Below are 16,503 nucleotides of genomic sequence, written 5' to 3' on the forward strand. Positions count from 1 at the left end.
CCAAACGTCGATAGCTGCAAGCAAGCAGAGAGTGCGTTCCACAACTCCATCGCCGCGGCAGGATGGTGAAGCCTTGGTCGGTGCGATTAAGCAGACGCTCCGCACTCGGGCCAAGCGGTCAATGCCACTTCGATCATTCGATCAAGCACCGAACGATCGGCGCCCACATTTGGAAAGTTTACCACTGCGTGCAGCACACCAAAATAGTACCACGACAAAGCGTCGACATCCGCATCTTGTGCAAGCTCACCAGCCGATATGCCGCCACGCAAGATACCAATTATTACTCCACGCTGCCTCCCGGCAGCAGCGACCGCGGCAGCGTGGCCTGCTGCAGACAACTCTGCGGCCTCGTTGCAGCTTCGCGCGATCAGACAGCCATGTGGGCGATCAGGCACTAATGGGTCCGGCAGGAATGCGCGCAGGATGGCCATAAGCCGTTCTCGTGGCGAATTGGCTTGCACCGCGTGCATTCGCAGCAGGGATCGCTCCGTGTGGGCCTGCAGGGCTTCCAGGAACAGGCCCTCCTTATCTCCGAAGCGTTGGTAAATGCTCGAGCGTGAAAGCCCTGTCGCCGCAGTGAGATCGCTGATTGAAGCGGCGGCATAGCCGTGGCGCCAGAAAACACCAGCGGCCGCGCTAATAACGGCACGCTCGTCGAATTGCGGTTTTCCGCTCACAGAAACTCCAGTTGACATCTTGGAATGACCGATCCAAGTTACTTGAACTGATCGTTCCAAGATAGTCCCAAGAGGCACTTTATGCAGACGAGGCGTACCGTCCTTGCCGCCATCGCTGGCGCCGCCGTGATGAGATCTTCCGGACAGGCAGCCAGCACGGATCGCATTCAAGCCGTTGGCTTTGACATCTTCACCATTTTCGACCCACGCAGCCTGGACGACGCCGCTGAGACACACTTCCCCGGCAAGGGCCGGGAGCTTGCCGGGCTGTGGAAGACAAAGCTTTTCGACTATTTCTTTCTACGCACCCTAAACGGGCGATACGTCGATTGTCGCCAGCTGGGCGCGGATGCGCTGCGCTTCGCCTGCGCCACTAAGGGGCTGACACCCGACCCCGAAGCCATCGCAGCGATGGTTGACGTTTTCTTCCATTTGAAGATATTTCCAGATTCCGCCGAGGCGCTTAGGCGCATGCGCGATGCTGGGTTGCGCCTAGCGTACGTATCGAACCTGACCGACGCAATGCTGAAATCAAGCGGCGATGCGGCCGGGATCGCCCAATTGTTCGAACAGCGGCTGAGCACCGATCAGGTGCAGGCATACAAACCCGATCCCCGTGCTTACGCCATGGCCGAGCGCGCTTTCGGACTGGAACGTGGGAAAGTGCTGTTCGCTGCGACCGGCGGCTGGGATTATGCGGGCGCGAAATCGTTCGGACTGGAGACCTTTTGGGTCAACCGCACTGGAGCGTTGCGTGAGAATTTGGGCGTCGAGCCCGACGGCGAAGGCCGGAGTCTGACTGATCTCGCCAACTATGCCGTCGCCCGTGCCCGATAGCGCCAGTACTCTGAAACACTGGTCGCGCCGCGGGTTTGGACCTCCCCTGTGGGTCAGTCTGATCGGAATGTGGATTGGTCCTGGGTATCTCGTCCCGGAGTGTGGGGGACTCAGCCATGCTGATCCCTCAGGTCCGGGAGGACCTAGTGATAGATAGTCCATGGCAGCGCCACGACCACGCACACCATCCGAGCGGCGATACAGCGATAAGGCTTTGCTCAAAGAATCAGCCACCCAGCACGGTCGCAATCAGAGGACCGCCGCCAAATGGCGTAAACGTGCCTTCGTGCACGAGGCGGCGATGGGCCCCAAGACCCTGCGCGCGACCGCGGAAGAGGCGATGGTCATCGTCGCCTTCCGTAAACATACGTTGCTGTCTCTGAAATGACTATCTCTACGCACTGCAGGCAACGATCCCACATCTCACGCGCTCATCCTTGCACCGCTGCGCCATGGGATCAGCCCCTTGCTCGAGATCGCCGGCGACAAGCCCGCAAGACTAGCGATGTCACCGTCATATCTTAAAGTAAGCCAACGAATACCAGGACGTGAGGCCACCTAATGGGCGCCCACGTCCTCTGGGGGACTGTTGGTAGCAGTCCATGCGCTTCCGACCTACGAACGACGATGATGTCGATGGGCGATAGATGTTCGAGCGGCGCGGAGCGAATAAAGACCACTGGAAAATTCACTGAGGCAACGTCTCGGTTGGCTGTCTTCAGACCTTCATTGCTCCGATCGACTTGTCGAGCGACTTCCTAAGGTCGCCAAGCCCCCTCGGACCCAGCGCCAACGCGAGTTGCTCCTGTGCCCGCGACCATAGTGGGTAGCAATCGATCAGCTTCTGTAAGCCCGCATCGGTAATCGCAATCGAGCGTATCCGGCTGTCGGTCGCATCGATGGTTGCCGAGATAAAGCCCTGCTGCTCCAGCCTTGCAAGACTTCGCGTCAGCGTGGTCCGATCGAGCTCCAGCTTGTTCGCCAATTTGCGCAACGGCATCGCAGACACATAGTACAAGGCAGCAAGAACAGAATATTGGCTGATGGTGAGCCCGGCCGGCTGAAGATGCTCGTCGTACATCTTTGTCACCGCGCGCGAAGCACTGCGAAGCTTCTGGCACGAACAAGCACCGGGATGATGTCGCAGCGCTTCCAATCCGGAATGCCGTTTCGGCCGCAGATGATCTTTCGTCATCGCAAAACTGTACACGATCTGTAGCGGAGAACCAAAACCTTGTTCGGCACCCAGCTTGACATTTACGTGTCTATACACTCTTTTAGGTGTGTGTACACCTTCTTTGGGTACTCGGGAGGATGCTATCGATGTTGTCGAGGGTGGGCTTAGGACTAAGGTTACTCGTAGCGGGGGCTATCGCCTTGTTTGCAACAGCGAGCGGCGCCGCTGAAATCTCCGACAAGGTGGTCAGGCTCGGGGTGCTTACCGATATGTCGGGTTCCTATGCCGACATAGCCGGCCCTGGCGCGGTCGAAGCTGCGAAGATGGCGATCGAGGACTTTGGCGGTAGCGTGTTCGGTGCGCCGATCGAACTGGTCGTGGCGGACCATCAAAACAAGGCAGATGTCGGGCTGGCCAAGGCGCGGGAATGGTACGACGCCGGCGGCGTCGACGCGATTTTTGAGATGATGGCATCTTCGGTCGCCATCGCTGTCTTCGAGATGACGAAGGAAAAGCAGAAGATTGCGATCGCGTCCGGCGCCGCCACGTCGGCACTGACCGGGAAAAACTGTTCTCCGTTCGGTATTCATTGGACATACGACACCTACGCCCTCGCAGCGGGGACCGGCCGGACGATCGCCAGCCAGCCCGACGGCAACACGTGGTTTTTTGTCACGGTCGACTACTCGTTCGGGCACTCGCTCGAGGCGGATACGACGAACTTCATCAAGGAGGCCGGCGGCACCGTGGTCGGGTCGGTACGGCATCCGTTCCCGACCTCGGACTTCTCATCGTTTCTGCTACAGGCGCAGGCCTCCAAGGCGAAGGTTGTTGCACTGGCGAATGGTGGCGCCGACATGATCAATTCGGTACGCCAGGCGCACGAGTTTGGCATCATCGAGGGCGGCCAGAAGATTGCTGCCCTGCTTCCCCATCTGACCGACATTCACAGCCTTGGTCTCTCGATCGCACAGGGCATCATCCTAACCGAAGGATTCTACTGGGACCGAACCGAACAGACGCGCGCTTGGTCGAAGCGATTTTTCGAACGACGTAAAGTAATGCCGACCATGGTTCAGGCCGGCGTTTACTCGTCGGTCACACATTATCTGAAGGCGATTCAAGCAGCCGGCACCGACGACTCCAAAGTCGTGATGACAATAATGCGCGAGACCCCGGTGCATGACATGTTCGCGGATAATGGCAAGGTCCGAATCGACGGACGTATGGTTCATGACATGTATGTCATGCAAGTGAAGTCGCCCCGCGAATCCCAGTACCCTTGGGACTATTACAAACTCTTGAAGACGGTTCCCGGCGAGGAGGCCTTCCGCCCACTGGCCGAGAGCGAGTGTTCGCTCGCGAAATAGCCAACGAAGCACTATCAACTTTCGGACGCAGACGATGCTCGGACTAATCCAAGAACGACCGCTACTCATTTCGGACGCTCTCACCCATGCCGCGCTGTACCACGGGCGAACGCCCGTGGTATCGCGCCGGCGGAACGGCTCCTTCTACCACTCCAGTTGGTCAGAGCTGGAATACCGAGTGCGCCGGCTGGCCAATGCGCTCCGTCGCGCCGGCATCGGTCACGGAGATCGGGTGGCAACGCTCGCATGGAATAATCATCGCCACGTCGAAGCCTATTTTGCCATCACCGCGATCGGAGCGGTCTGCCACCCGATCAACCCGCGCCTGTTTCCAGAACAGGTCGCCTACATCACGCGTCATGCCGATGACGTTGGCCTGCTCTACGATCTGGAATATGCGGCGCTGGCCAAGACCGTTGCCGAAAACTGCACGCTGCGTGTCAATGTCGCGATGTGTGGGTCTGATGAGCTCGCGACAGGTGGTTGCGCGGACGTCGAGGCGTACGAGGATTTTATCGCTGCCGCGAGCGACGATGCTGCAGTCTATGCTGCGTTCGACGAACGCACAGCCGCGTCGCTGTGCTACACGTCGGGAACGACCGGCAATCCGAAGGGGGTCTTGAGCACGCATCGCGCGCTGATGATCCATGCCATGGTTGGCCGCACGTCGGACCTGTTCGATCTTCGTCCGGCCTCCACGGCATGCGCCATCGTCCCGCTCTATCATGCCCATGCCTCGTGGGGATTGCCCTTTGCCGCCGCCATGACTGGATGTGCCCTGGTGCTGCCTGGGCTTCAGCTTGATGGCCCGTCGATCGCTGAAACCATCAATGCATTTCGCGTTACGGTCGCCAACGGTGTTCCGACCATTTGGAACGACCTGGTCGGTCATCTGTCCACGGCGGGTGGCTCGATTCCGTCCCTCGGGCGCATCGTCGTGGCCGGCTCGGCGCCGGCTCCGGCACTGGTTCATGCACTGGAAAACGATCACAAAGTCGACGTCTGCCATATATGGGGGATGACCGAGACCGGTCCGTGCGGCACCTCGGGGGCCTCGCTCTGGGGATCGGAATCGGGGTCCAACCAGTTGGCTAGGAAAAACAAACAGGGGCACGGCGTTTTCGGCGTACAGATGCGCATTTCAAACGACAAACATGCGCATTGCCCATGGGGCGACGAGCATATCGGTGCGCTTCAGGTGCGTGGCCCATATGTGGTGTCGGGCTATTTCAAGCAGGAGGGCGCGGGCTCGGTCGACGCGGATGGTTGGTTCAACACCGGCGATGTCGCCTCAATCGATAATGATGGCTACCTCAAGATCGTCGATCGCGACAAGGATCTCGTCAAATCCGGCGGGGAATGGATCTCATCGATTGACGTCGAAAACACGGCGGGGTCATTTCCCGGTGTGCGTGAGGCGGCTGTTATCGCTATTCCGCACGAGCGCTGGGGCGAGCGTCCCCTCCTCCTCGTCGTGACCGCGGACAATGCGAAGATCGAAACCGACGCGTTGCTCGACTTTCTGAGCGACCGGCTAGCGAAATGGTGGGTGCCGGATCGGATCGTGTTCGTGCCATCACTTCCCAAAACCGGTACCGGAAAAGTCATGAAGGCGGAGCTCAGGAAGCAGTTTGCTGATGCTATCGCCGTGGAGGCTTGACCATGCGTTCTTCATCAAAGACCACCGAGCATGCAACCGCCCCGGTCACGTTCCAGTGGGATGATCCGTTCCTGCTCGACGACCAGCTCACCGAAGACGAGCGCCTGATCCGCGACACTGCGCGGGCCTATGCGCAGGACAAGCTGCTGCCGCGGGTCACCAAGGCCTATCTGGAAGAGAAAACCGATCGCGAGATCTTCAACGAAATGGGCGAGCTCGGCCTGATCGGCGTGACGCTGCCCGAGGAGTATGGCTGCGCCAATGCGAGCTACGTGGCCTATGGCCTCGTGGCGCGCGAGATCGAGCGCGTCGATAGCGGCTATCGCTCAATGAACTCGGTGCAGTCGTCGCTGGTGATGTATCCGATCTACGCCTATGGCGACGAAAACCAGCGCAAGAAATATCTGCCCAAGCTCGCGACCGGGGAATGGGTCGGCTGCTTCGGCCTGACCGAGCCGGACGCCGGTTCCGATCCCGGCGGCATGAAGACCCGCGCGGAGAAGGTCGCCGACGGCTACAAGCTCAACGGCGCCAAGATGTGGATCTCGAACGCGCCGATCGCCGACGTGTTCGTGGTGTGGGCCAAGTCGGCGGCGCACGACAACCAGATCCGCGGCTTCATTCTCGAGAAGGGCATGAAGGGCCTGTCGGCGCCGAAGGTCGGCGGCAAGCTCTCGCTGCGCGCCTCGATCACCGGCGAGATCGTGCTCGACAATGTGGTGGTGCCGGAAAGCGCGCTGCTGCCCAACGTCTCCGGCCTCAAGGGCCCGTTCGGCTGCCTCAACCGCGCCCGCTACGGCATCTCCTGGGGCGCACTGGGCGCTGCCGAGGACTGCATGCACCGCGCGCGGCAATACACACTCGACCGCAAGCAGTTCGGCCGGCCGCTCGCCGCCACCCAACTGGTGCAGAAGAAGCTCGCCGACATGGAGACCGAGATCGCGCTCGGCCTGCAGGCATCGTTGCGCGTCGGCCGCCTGATGGACGAGGGCAAGATGGCCCCCGAGATGATCTCGATCGTCAAGCGCAACAATTGCGGCAAATCGCTCGACATCGCCCGCATGGCGCGCGACATGCACGGCGGCAACGGCATCCAGATCGAGTATCACGTGATGCGCCACGCCGCGAACCTCGAGACGGTGAACACCTATGAGGGCACGCACGACGTCCATGCCTTGATCCTGGGACGGGCGATCACGGGTGTTGCTGCGTTTTGAGCTACTGAAAAGCGAGGTCCCACTATGAACCAGAAAAAGGTCCTGTGCTCGAGCTGCGACATCTATTGCCAGGTAGGTGCGGAGCGCCGTGACGACGGCCTGGTCCAGATCAAGGCCCTCGACCCGCGCCCGGATCGGGCTAATATCTGCATGAAGGGAGTCCATGCGCCGGAAGGATTCGATCATCCGAACCGAATTCGCTATCCCCTCAAGCGCGCCGGCGCGCGTGGCGCGAACAAGTGGCAGCGCGTGTCTTGGGATGTGGCACTCGACGATATCGCCGGTCGGCTCGGGACCCTCATCGCCGCGCACGGTCCTGAGGCCTTCGCCGTGTCCGAAAGCCCCTGGAACATCCAGACTGGAAGCGGCATGTCGCGCCGCTTCATGAACTTGATCGGCTCACCGAACTGGCTGAGCGGCGTGGCGCTGTGCGCCGGCAACACCGCGGCGATCAACCGCATGGTCTATGGTTGGTATCCTTACCCCGATTATACCAAGACCAACTGCGTCGTGCTGTTCGGTCACAATCCGTGGAAGCATAGCTGGACGCCGGTCTATAATTCGATCCGGCAGGCTCAGAAACGCGGCGCCAAGCTGATCGTTCTGGACCCGCGGCGCAGCGAGAATGCGGAGCTTGCGGACATATGGTTGCCGCTTCGTGTCGGCACCGATGCTGCGATGTGTCTTGGCTGGTTGCACGTGATCATCAACGAGAACCTGTACGACCACGATTTCGTCGCGCGCTGGACCGTCGGCTTTGACGCATTATGCCGGCGGATTCGGGACTACCCCTTGGACAGGGTCGCCGCAATCACTGGCGTCAATCCCCAACAGATCACGGCCGCAGCTAGACTCTACGCAACGACCTCGCCTGCCGTAATCCCGTGGTCGCCGATCACCGACCAGCAACGCAACTCGACCTCAGCGATCCGCCTGCAAGGCATCCTGCGCGCGCTAACCGGCAATCTGGACGTGCCGGGCGGCGAGGTCCTGCACGGCTTTCATCCGACAATCGTCAACGACTCCGAACTCGAACTCCACGACCAATTGCCATCTGCCCAGAAGATGAAGCAACTGGGCTCGGACATCCATCCCGCCTTCACCTATCGCGGCACGGCCTCCCTTAATGAGCCAACCAAGCGGGTCTGGGGCCACGAATACGCTAACATCGTCGCCGGCAGCTACATGGCAAACCCCAGCGCGGTGTTCCAAGCGATGGCGGACTCGATACCGTACCCGGTCAAGGCGTTCTTCAGCCTTGGCAACAATACAGTCATGAGCTTCGCAAATATGCAGCTGATCTATCGTGGTCTGATGAACCAAGACTTGGTGGTGGCGCTTGAGCATGTAATGACTCCGACCGCCCAGCTCGCCGATTATGTGCTGCCTGGCGACAGTTGGTTGGAGCGCCCTGCGCTCTCGGACGGCTTTGGCTGGACCGCGATCATGCGAACGTCACAGCAGGTGATGTCTCCGCAAGGCGAATGCCGCAATGTCTACGATTTATGGAAAGGCCTTGCCGACAGGATGGGAATTGGCGCGCAGTTCCCGTGGACAAATCTGAATCAGCTATTGGATTACCGAGTCGCGGCCATGGGCAAGACGTTCGACGAGTTCGCCCGCGACAGTCCGACTCATATGGAGAAGCTACGCTTCAAAAAATACGAAGAAACCGGATTTGCCACGCCGACCGGCAAGGTCGAGCTCTATTCGACAGTGCTTGAGTCGCTGGGCTTCGATCCCTTGCCATATCACCGCGAAGAGCCGGCCGTTAGTGCAGACCTTCCATTGCTGGTTTTTACCGGCATCCGCGAGCCCGAGTTTTTTCAGACCGGGCAACGCCACATTGCCTCGCTACGCGCGCGCAATCCGGAGCCGCGTGCTTTCCTCAATCCCGATGACGCGGGCGAAAATGGTATCGAGACTGGCGATTGGATCGAGGTGAGGACCGAACAGGGCAAATGCATCGCTCAAGCCATGGTCCGGCATGAAATGCCGAAAGGATTGGTACGCGTCCCACACGGTTGGTGGAAGCCTGAGACGACGCAGGGATCCCGCTATCTCAGCGGCGCCTGGACTTATGCGGATGCACAAATCTGCCCAGACGGTCCCGATTACCTTGATCGCGAGCAAGGTATTCCGCATCTGCGCGGGATTGCTTGCGCCATCAGGAAGCTCGAACAGGACGATTAAAATCTTACGATGTTGATCTCAGTCGAAGAGGGCCATGCCGACCACTAGCACCGTGCCCCTGCGAAACTTATCGGGAACATGCGCTGCACATTCATTGAGCAGCTTAGTACCTAGATGATCCTGGATGGCTCTATCAGCAGTTTTCGGCGACTATTGCTTGCGATCAACTGATCAGGATCCACAATCTTTGGCGATATGCACGGTTGGGGCTCGACCGATCTCGAGGTGCAAGTTGGCGACGCCATCGACATATTCGCCGTCTTTGACGATGTAGAAGCCAAGCAAGCGAACACGTCCAGTGATAGGCGCTAAATGTCGAAGAGGTGGCAGCCAAGACGACCCAGGCTTCCGTGAGCGCCCAGTTAGTCATTAGCGGTGCTACGGAAGCCGCTTCGGCGTCGCTGCAGATGCTAGCCTCTGGCGAATTGCTCTCTCAGGAGAGCGCTCGGCTAAGGCAAGAAGCGGGCAACCTCTTGGCCACCGCAGCTATTCAGCTCGTCCTGTGTTGGAATGCGCGGTCCACGAGACCTGGATGCTAACTGACATGTCCAGCGACCGTGCGGCGGAACGGTTAGCACCTTCGAGGAGCGCAGAGACGATCTCCATCACATTAGAGTCGGTCTCCAGCTCCGAAGCGGCCGTTAGTTGCTCTTCCGTCAATCCATACATTGTCATCCTCCGCGATATCGGCGTTGCGCCGTGAAAAGGTTGCCTTATAAGGGCTGCGTTAGCTTCATCTAGAAGCTAGGCTCATGTTTCTGCGAACTGACGGACATGTCTCGGCCAATTCGAACCGATTCATGGGGATGGCTTCTTTGAAGAGCGAACGGACCAGAGCGGCCGTTGCATCAATCGCCTGTCTCGCCGCAAGCTCATGCGGGTAACCCAAGTCCGTTCGGCAGAACATGTATGGTCAGGCGTGTGACAACAATGTCCAACTGTGCCAATAACAATATCCAATGCTGCCAAAATAAGAACACCCTGCGAGGTGTACCCTTCGAGACTTGGAACAGGCGGACACCCGGACAACTCAGGGATCAGACGTTCTCCGTATTGCCGGCTGTCTCGAAGGGCGTGCGAGATCTTGAGCTTCAGCTAGGCCGCCTGCTCGACCGCACGCCGAAGGGCGTGCGGCCGACGCGCGAAGGCCGGGCGCTGGTGCCGCACGCTGAAGCGCTGTTTGCGGCCGAGCGAGTTGCTGAGGACGAGCTACTATCGCTGCGTAGTCTGAATAGTGGATCATTGCGCATCGGGGCGAGCACCACGATCGCGACCTACATGATCTCTGAATATCTCGGAGCGTTTCGACGAACTTATCCAAGTATACATCTCGTCATCGCCAATACGCGCGACATCGTCAATGCGATGCTTCACATGATACTGAGGTCGCTTGGTGGAAGGTCCCGTCCAAGATAACGCACTAGACAGCCGGGCTTGGCGCACTGATGTGATGAGCCTCATTGTCGACCCGCAGCATCCCTTCGAAGAGTGCGGCATCGATGGAGCTGCACTTTCCGATGAGGTGTTGATTGTCCGTGAACCGGGCTCAAGTTCCAGAGAGATGGTGGCGCAGGCACTCGCCACGCACGGTATCGAGCCGAAGCGCACGTTGGAGGTCGGCAGCACGGAAGCGATCGAGCAAACGGTCGCTGCTGGCCTTGGCGTCGCCATCGTCTCCAGCATCACCATTATCGATCAAGTAAGGCTCGGCCGACTCAGGATGGTCCCGATCCACAACCTCTTCATCGAGCGCACCATGTGGCAGTTGAAGGCGCTGGGACGGATCGATATTCCTGCGGCGACTGCGTTCGAGCGGATAATCTGGCAGGACAGCCGGCTGCGCAGGTGACTAGAGCGATACTTGGAAGGTCAGATCTTTCGAACTTACGACGGTTGCCCCCATTGAACACGTAGGCTTCTGATCAACGGTACTAAGCTTCGCTGACCCTCCTCTGGTAAATACAAAGGCTTACGTAGGCAGCCGAAAGTAGCGGCGTCGCAAATCCAACCTCTGCACCGCGACGTACGAGGTCGCCGATGATGTTCTCTACCTCGATCGGTCGTCCCCGTTGAAGATCGCGGAACATCGAAGACGCGAGCGGTGACCCCTTGGTGGTCAGCTGCTCCCTCGTCTTCTCCAAAAAACTCTCCGAGGGCGCTTCACCAGTTATTTTAACGATCCCCACGATCTCATCCAACAGCGCGAGTATGAACTCCTGGCCACCGGCGCAGGCCTCGATTTCGCCAATTGGCCCTCGCATAAGGCAGGTGATAGCGCCAAGCGATGCAAGCAGGATCCACTTTTCCCACATCTCACGCCGGATTACTCTCGACAATCTAGCACCGATTGAGGCCTGATGCATGAACTTGTCGAAAGCAGCGATGCGCGGCGTCATCGTCCCATCCAGTTCGCCATAGGCGAGATCCTGCAGCGGGCTGAGTTGGACGATACTACCGTCGTCTTCAAGCGTTGTTGCCACTTTCAAAGCGCAGCCAATCAGATTGCCGGACGAGAAGCGTTTGGCAAGCACGTCCATATGCTGCATGCCGTTGAGCACGGGAATGATCATGGTTTCCTTTCCAATCGCCCGCCCTAGCTCCTCGATTGCAGATTCGAGTTGGAAGCCTTTGACAGCGAGGAGCACGGCTTCATATGGCCCGTTGATGTCGCCTGCGGTGACGATCTTGGGATGCAGCACCGCGTCGCCGTGAGGGCTCTTCAGACGCAGTCCTTTCTCGCGCAACTGCACGGCGCGAGCCGGTCTGACAAGAAAGGTGACATCGGCGCCGGTCTGAGCAAGCCTCCCGCCAAAATAACCACCCGTTGAACCGGCCCCTACGACGAGTAGACGCATAGCACGCCTCCTTCAGTTCAGACTCTACCACCTAGGACGCACAATCGTAGATCTCTCGATCTAATAGTGTTCACGATTCCAGCGCCGCCACGCCCAACCGCGGATAGTCGGTGTAGCCCTCAGCCTCTCCGCCGTAGAAGGTGGCCCTATTGTAAGCGTTAAGCGGCTCGCCTTTACGGATTCGCTCGGGGAGATCCGGGTTGGAAATGAACAGACGACCGAACGCGACAGCGTCGACCCACCCATCCGACAGAGCGGCGTTCGCTGAAGCCGGCGTGTAGTTACCGGCGGCGATCAGGACGCCGGGCCAGATGGGTCGGAACAAACCGGAGGCTGTCGGGGCATCCTTACGATCGACTTCCGCCTGGCCCGCACCGCTAGCACGAGGTTCAATCAAATGTAGGTAGGCAAGATTAAGCTTAGCGAGCTCATGAATTGCGAAGCTGTAGAGAGGCAACGGTTCCACCTCTCCGCTGTCGTTCGCGATTCCAAAAGGCGAGAGCCGTACACCGACCCGGTCGGTACCCCAGACTTCAGCGACAGACCTTGTCACCTCCAGCAAGAAGCGAGTTCGGTTTGCGATCGAACCACCATAGGCGTCGACGCGGACGTTCGTACGGCTCTGCAGAAATTGTTCGACCAGGTAGCCATTCGCTCCGTGAATCTCGACGCCATCAAACCCAGCCTCGAGTGCGTTTCGTGCCGCCTTCTGATAGCTGTCGATCACACCCGAGATCTCGGATGTCGTAAGCGCTCTTGGCGTCTCGAACGGCACCCGCTCAAACGTCGCTGTGAAAGCGTTTCCGATAGCGGCAATTGCAGACGGAGCGACCGGAAGCGCAGCCCCCGGCTGATGCGACGAGTGCGAGATGCGACCAACGTGCCAAAGCTGGAGAAATATCCGGCCGCCTACGGCATGAACGGCGTCGGTCACCGTCCTCCAACCGATTACTTGATTGGACGAATAGATGCCCGGCGTCGCCGGCATCCCTTTTGCGGCCTCGGATATCGGCGAGCCTTCGGCAATGATGAGCCCGCCCGGAGTTGCGCGCTGGCTATAGTATTCGACGTTCAGTGCACGAGGTATGTCACCAGGTCGCCCCGCGCGCATGCGGGTCAAAGGCGCCATGGCTACCCGGTGGCTCAATCGGTAGGGACCAACTGTCAACGGTGAAAACAGAAATTGATCGCGCAAAGGCTCTGTCCATCTAGGGTGAGGTGTCAGCTAACGCCAATGTCGGAACGTCTTTGGGGCTCATGACGTCCTTATCGTATGATAACCGTAATATAACAGCAAGCAATCCTCGGGGCCTCGCGAGGTCGTGATGCGACGCGATAGCCGTTAAGAATGTTATTCGCATTTACCGACGATTTATGAGCCGATCTTCCCACCTCGCCCCAATGCATTCTGGCGCAGGGCGGTCAATCAGATGCGTAAAAGATCAAGTAGGTCACCGCACCAATTATCATAGACATAGAAATCGACAATTCCAGGCGCATCACAGCCCCCTCCAAATCGGAGCCCAACAACGCTGAAATCTGATGAACTATCGCGATCATCGTCGTTATGTCGATGCCATCGTCAGAGACCGCGGATGATGCGCTTGTATCATACGAGCAGCGCGAGCATCCTCACGAGAATCGTAACACCCAGGGCCAATATTAACGTCAGCGCTTGTCCGTACTGAACGTCCTCGAGCTTCACGTCGTCCATTAGCGAAATCTGGATGAACACCAATGAAGAGCATTCCATTTCTTGCCCCGATCTAAGCTTGCCACCTAAGACCACACTGATCGAAGTGACGCCCTAGTTGCCAGGAGGTGATTGCACGCAGATCTGTAAGATTCTGTACGTACATTGCCCAAGAGTGACGGTGTGGAGGGTGATCCGCTATGTTTCACTGGCCCGACAGCTTGGAGAAATCAGGCGGGCGCCGCTCGGCGAAGGCGGCGAAAGCTTCGCGCGCTTCGGGCGTCGTCAACCGTTCCTTGAACAGCACGCCCTCCGCGGCGATCTGCGCCGCGATCCGCTGCTTCTCGCGCATCAGCTGCTTGGTCATGCTGAGCGAACCGGCCGGCTGTCTGGTCAGCGCAACCGCCGCATCGTGAGCCTTCTTGCGCAGATCGGCGAGCGGCACCACCGCGTTAGCGAGACCGCTCGCCAGCGCGCCCGGCGCATCCATCGGCTCGCCGAGCGCGAACATCGCATAAGCGCGCGCATGCCCGATCCGCAGCGGCAGCAGCCAGCTCGACGCGGCCTCCGGCACCAGCGCGAGATTGACAAAGGGCGTGATCAGCCGCGCGTTCTCGGCGAGATAGATCAGATCGCAATGCAGCAGCATGGTGGTGCCGACGCCGACCGCATTGCCCTGCACCGCCGCGACGAGCGGCTTGCCGACCTTGCTGATGGTCTCGATGAAATGGTGGGCCGGACTGTCGACGGTGTTTTCACCGCGGGCCTGGGTTGCGAAGTCGGCCAGGTCGTTGCCGGCAGTGAAGCTGTCGCCGTCGCCCTGGAACAGCACCACGCGGACGGAGGCATCCGCCTCCGCATGCCCGAGGGCCGCGGACATGACGTTGTACATCGCGCCGGTCAAGGCGTTCTTCTTCTCCGGCCGCTGTAAGGTCAGCGTCATGATGCCGGCGGCGATATCCACTTTGACATGCTCGGTCATGGCAATCTCCCTTAAGCGACCGCGCGGGTCGGCTTGGTTTCAAACTTGCCGTCGAGGAAGCCGGTCAGCCGCTGCCGGATGATCGCTTCGGCCTCGGCCATGATGCGGTCGATCAGCTCCTTGACCGTCGGAATGTCGTGGATCAGGCCGACCACCATGCCGCAGCTCCAGGCACCGGCATCCATCTCGCCCTCGATCATCACCTTCGGGTAGACGCCGGCCACCTGCTCGTGGATGTCCTCGATCTTCAGCCTGGCGCCCTTCTCGCGCTCGATCTCGAGCAGCTCATCGACGCCCTTGTTCTTCAGCACCCGCTCGGTGTTGCGCAGCGCGCGCATCACGAGACGCGTGTCGAGCTCGTCGGCGTCGAGCAGCGCCTGCTTCACATTGGGATGAACCGGCGCTTCCTTGGTCGCGATGAAGCGCGTGCCCATGTTCATGCCGGCCGCGCCCATCGACAGCGCCGCGACGAGGCTGCGTGCATCCGCCATGCCGCCCGAGGCGACGAATGGGATCTTCAGTTCGTCCGCCGCGCGCGGCAGCAGGATCATGTTCGGGATGTCGTCCTCGCCGGGATGGCCACCGCACTCGAAGCCGTCGACGCTGACCGCGTCGCAGCCGATCTTCTCGGCCTTCAGCGAATGCCGCACCGAGGTGCATTTGTGGATCACCTTGATGCCGGCCGCCTTCAGCGCCGGCATGTACTGCTCCGGGCTGCGGCCCGCGGTTTCCACCGCCTTGACGCCGCCCTCGCGGATAACAGCGATGTATTCGGGATAGGGCGGCGCGGTGAAGCTCGGCAGGAAGGTCAGGTTCACGCCGATCGGCTTGTCGGTCATGTCGCGGCAGCGCGCGATCTCCTTCGCCAGCAGCTCCGGCGTCTTCTGGGTCAGGCCGGTGATGATGCCGAGGCCGCCGGCGTTGGACACCGCGGCCGCCATCTCGGCGAAGCCGACAAAATGCATGCCGCCCTGGATGATCGGATGCTGGATGCCGAACAGTTCAGTGATTGCTGTCTTCACAAGTCTCTCCCGCGTTTCCGCTCAGTGGACGATTTCGAACAGGCCCGCCGCGCCCATGCCGCCGCCGATGCACATGGTCACCACGCCGTATTTCGCCTTGCGCCGCCGGCCCTCGATCAAGAGGTGACCGGTGAGCCGCGCCCCGGTCATGCCGTAGGGATGGCCGATCGCGATCGAGCCGCCATTGACGTTCAGCTTGTCCGGATCGATGCCGAGCTTGTCGCGGCAATAGATCACCTGCACCGCATAGGCCTCGTTGAGCTCCCAGAGATCGATGTCGTCGATCTTGAGGTTGTGCCGCTTGAGGAGCCGCGGGATCGCGGCAACCGGGCCGACGCCCATCTCGTCCGGCTCGACGCCGGCGGCGACGAAGCCGCGGAAGATGCCGAGCGGCTTCAGGCCCTTCTGCGCGGCAACCTTGTCGCTCATGATCACGCAGGCCGAGGCGCCGTCCGAGAGCTGGCTGGCATTGCCGGCGCTGATGGTCTTGCCCTCGAACACCGGCTTGATCTTGGCGAGCCCGTCCGCCGTGGTATCCGGCCGCGGGCCCTCATCCTTCGCCAGCGTCACCTGCTGGTAGCTGACTTCCTTGGTATCCTTGTTGACCACGGCCATTTTGGTCGTGATCGGCACGATCTCGTCGTTGAAGCGGCCCCCCTGCAGCGCGGCGCCGACGCGGCGCTGGCACTCGAGGCTGTACTCGTCCTGCTTGTCGCGCCCGATCCCGTAGCGCTCGGCGACGACTTCCGCCGTCTCCAGCATCGACATGTACATCTCGGGCTTCATCGCCATCAGCTCGTCGTCGACGGCGTGGAAC

At 59.9% G+C, this 16,503-nt stretch carries 14 protein-coding genes and 1 pseudogene; 8 read left to right on the forward strand and 7 right to left on the reverse strand.

The annotated features are described in order from the left end of the window. Window positions 1–86 precede the first annotated feature (86 nt). On the reverse strand, window positions 87–680 hold the full coding sequence (locus J6525_RS08300; protein WP_225643530.1) for a TetR/AcrR family transcriptional regulator: 594 nt from the start codon (window positions 678–680) through the stop codon (window positions 87–89). 81 nt (window positions 681–761) lie between these two features. On the opposite strand from J6525_RS08300, the gene J6525_RS08305 reads away from it, so the two are divergent. Together J6525_RS08305 and J6525_RS08310 are read left to right on the forward strand one after the other, a co-directional pair. Continuing rightward, the gene (locus J6525_RS08305; RefSeq protein WP_225643531.1) at window positions 762–1,517 is read left to right on the forward strand and encodes a haloacid dehalogenase type II; all 756 of its coding nucleotides are present in this window, start codon (window positions 762–764) and stop codon (window positions 1,515–1,517) included. A 153-nt stretch (window positions 1,518–1,670) separates the two neighbouring features. Continuing rightward, window positions 1,671–2,016 (forward strand): annotated as a pseudogene (locus J6525_RS08310) (IS481 family transposase); the annotation flags it as partial. Window positions 2,017–2,235: 219 nt separating this feature from the next. Here J6525_RS08310 and J6525_RS08315 read toward each other — a convergent pair. Beyond that, window positions 2,236–2,712, reverse strand: a complete 477-nt coding sequence (locus J6525_RS08315) for a MarR family winged helix-turn-helix transcriptional regulator (RefSeq protein ID WP_225643532.1) — start codon at window positions 2,710–2,712, stop codon at window positions 2,236–2,238. Window positions 2,713–2,840: 128 nt separating this feature from the next. Here J6525_RS08315 and J6525_RS08320 point away from each other — a divergent pair, with 128 nt between their 5' ends. From J6525_RS08320 to J6525_RS08345, 6 genes are all read left to right on the forward strand, one after another. After that, a complete protein-coding gene (locus tag J6525_RS08320; protein ID WP_225643533.1) occupies window positions 2,841–4,064 on the forward strand; it encodes an ABC transporter substrate-binding protein in 1,224 nt (407 codons plus the stop codon). A 34-nt stretch (window positions 4,065–4,098) separates the two neighbouring features. After that, complete coding sequence (locus J6525_RS08325; RefSeq protein WP_225643535.1) at window positions 4,099–5,724, forward strand: long-chain-fatty-acid--CoA ligase; 1,626 nt, start codon at window positions 4,099–4,101, stop codon at window positions 5,722–5,724. A gap of 2 nt (window positions 5,725–5,726) precedes the next feature. Beyond that, the gene (locus J6525_RS08330; RefSeq protein WP_225643537.1) at window positions 5,727–6,941 is read left to right on the forward strand and encodes an acyl-CoA dehydrogenase; all 1,215 of its coding nucleotides are present in this window, start codon (window positions 5,727–5,729) and stop codon (window positions 6,939–6,941) included. Window positions 6,942–6,965: 24 nt separating this feature from the next. Beyond that, entirely contained in the window at window positions 6,966–9,134 is a 2,169-nt protein-coding gene (locus J6525_RS08335; RefSeq protein ID WP_225643539.1) for a molybdopterin-containing oxidoreductase family protein, read from the forward strand. A gap of 930 nt (window positions 9,135–10,064) precedes the next feature. Next, window positions 10,065–10,550 (forward strand): LysR family transcriptional regulator, encoded by a 486-nt coding sequence (locus J6525_RS08340; RefSeq protein ID WP_225643541.1) that lies wholly within the window; start codon window positions 10,065–10,067, stop codon window positions 10,548–10,550. 34 nt (window positions 10,551–10,584) lie between these two features. Further along, window positions 10,585–10,983 carry a LysR substrate-binding domain-containing protein gene (locus J6525_RS08345; protein WP_249795951.1) on the forward strand — a complete coding sequence of 133 codons (399 nt, stop codon included), beginning with the start codon at window positions 10,585–10,587 and terminating at the stop codon, window positions 10,981–10,983. Between the two features lie 82 nt (window positions 10,984–11,065). On the opposite strand, the gene J6525_RS08350 is transcribed toward J6525_RS08345, so the two are convergent. The 5 genes from J6525_RS08350 to J6525_RS08370 form a co-directional block, all read right to left on the reverse strand. Next, window positions 11,066–11,989, reverse strand: coding sequence for a ketopantoate reductase family protein (locus J6525_RS08350; protein WP_225643546.1), 924 nt, complete (start codon window positions 11,987–11,989; stop codon window positions 11,066–11,068). A gap of 70 nt (window positions 11,990–12,059) precedes the next feature. Then, window positions 12,060–13,184: an alkene reductase gene (locus J6525_RS08355; RefSeq protein ID WP_225643548.1), complete on the reverse strand. Its 1,125-nt coding sequence runs from the start codon at window positions 13,182–13,184 to the stop codon at window positions 12,060–12,062. A 703-nt stretch (window positions 13,185–13,887) separates the two neighbouring features. Then, on the reverse strand, window positions 13,888–14,664 hold the full coding sequence (locus J6525_RS08360; protein WP_225643550.1) for an enoyl-CoA hydratase-related protein: 777 nt from the start codon (window positions 14,662–14,664) through the stop codon (window positions 13,888–13,890). 11 nt (window positions 14,665–14,675) lie between these two features. Further along, window positions 14,676–15,686 (reverse strand): NAD(P)H-dependent flavin oxidoreductase, encoded by a 1,011-nt coding sequence (locus J6525_RS08365; protein ID WP_225643551.1) that lies wholly within the window; start codon window positions 15,684–15,686, stop codon window positions 14,676–14,678. 21 nt (window positions 15,687–15,707) lie between these two features. Next, a partial coding sequence (locus J6525_RS08370; RefSeq protein ID WP_225643553.1) for an acetyl-CoA C-acyltransferase occupies window positions 15,708–16,503 on the reverse strand: 796 nt, incomplete at its 5' end.

Origin of the sequence: Bradyrhizobium australafricanum (assembly GCF_020329495.1) — a bacterium.
GTDB classification, from domain to species: Bacteria; Pseudomonadota; Alphaproteobacteria; order Rhizobiales; family Xanthobacteraceae; genus Bradyrhizobium; species Bradyrhizobium australafricanum.

Coding starts and splice junctions, on each gene's coding strand:
- J6525_RS08335 (WP_225643539.1), top strand. CDS start 6,966: ATGAACCAGAAAAAGGTCCTGTGCTCGAGCTGCGACATCTATTGCCAG.
- J6525_RS08315 (WP_225643532.1), bottom strand. CDS start 2,712: ATGACGAAAGATCATCTGCGGCCGAAACGGCATTCCGGATTGGAAGCG.
- J6525_RS08305 (WP_225643531.1), top strand. CDS start 762: ATGCAGACGAGGCGTACCGTCCTTGCCGCCATCGCTGGCGCCGCCGTG.
- J6525_RS08325 (WP_225643535.1), top strand. CDS start 4,099: ATGCTCGGACTAATCCAAGAACGACCGCTACTCATTTCGGACGCTCTC.
- J6525_RS08345 (WP_249795951.1), top strand. CDS start 10,585: ATGAGCCTCATTGTCGACCCGCAGCATCCCTTCGAAGAGTGCGGCATC.
- J6525_RS08350 (WP_225643546.1), bottom strand. CDS start 11,989: ATGCGTCTACTCGTCGTAGGGGCCGGTTCAACGGGTGGTTATTTTGGC.
- J6525_RS08340 (WP_225643541.1), top strand. CDS start 10,065: ATGTCCAACTGTGCCAATAACAATATCCAATGCTGCCAAAATAAGAAC.
- J6525_RS08320 (WP_225643533.1), top strand. CDS start 2,841: ATGTTGTCGAGGGTGGGCTTAGGACTAAGGTTACTCGTAGCGGGGGCT.
- J6525_RS08360 (WP_225643550.1), bottom strand. CDS start 14,664: ATGACCGAGCATGTCAAAGTGGATATCGCCGCCGGCATCATGACGCTG.
- J6525_RS08330 (WP_225643537.1), top strand. CDS start 5,727: ATGCGTTCTTCATCAAAGACCACCGAGCATGCAACCGCCCCGGTCACG.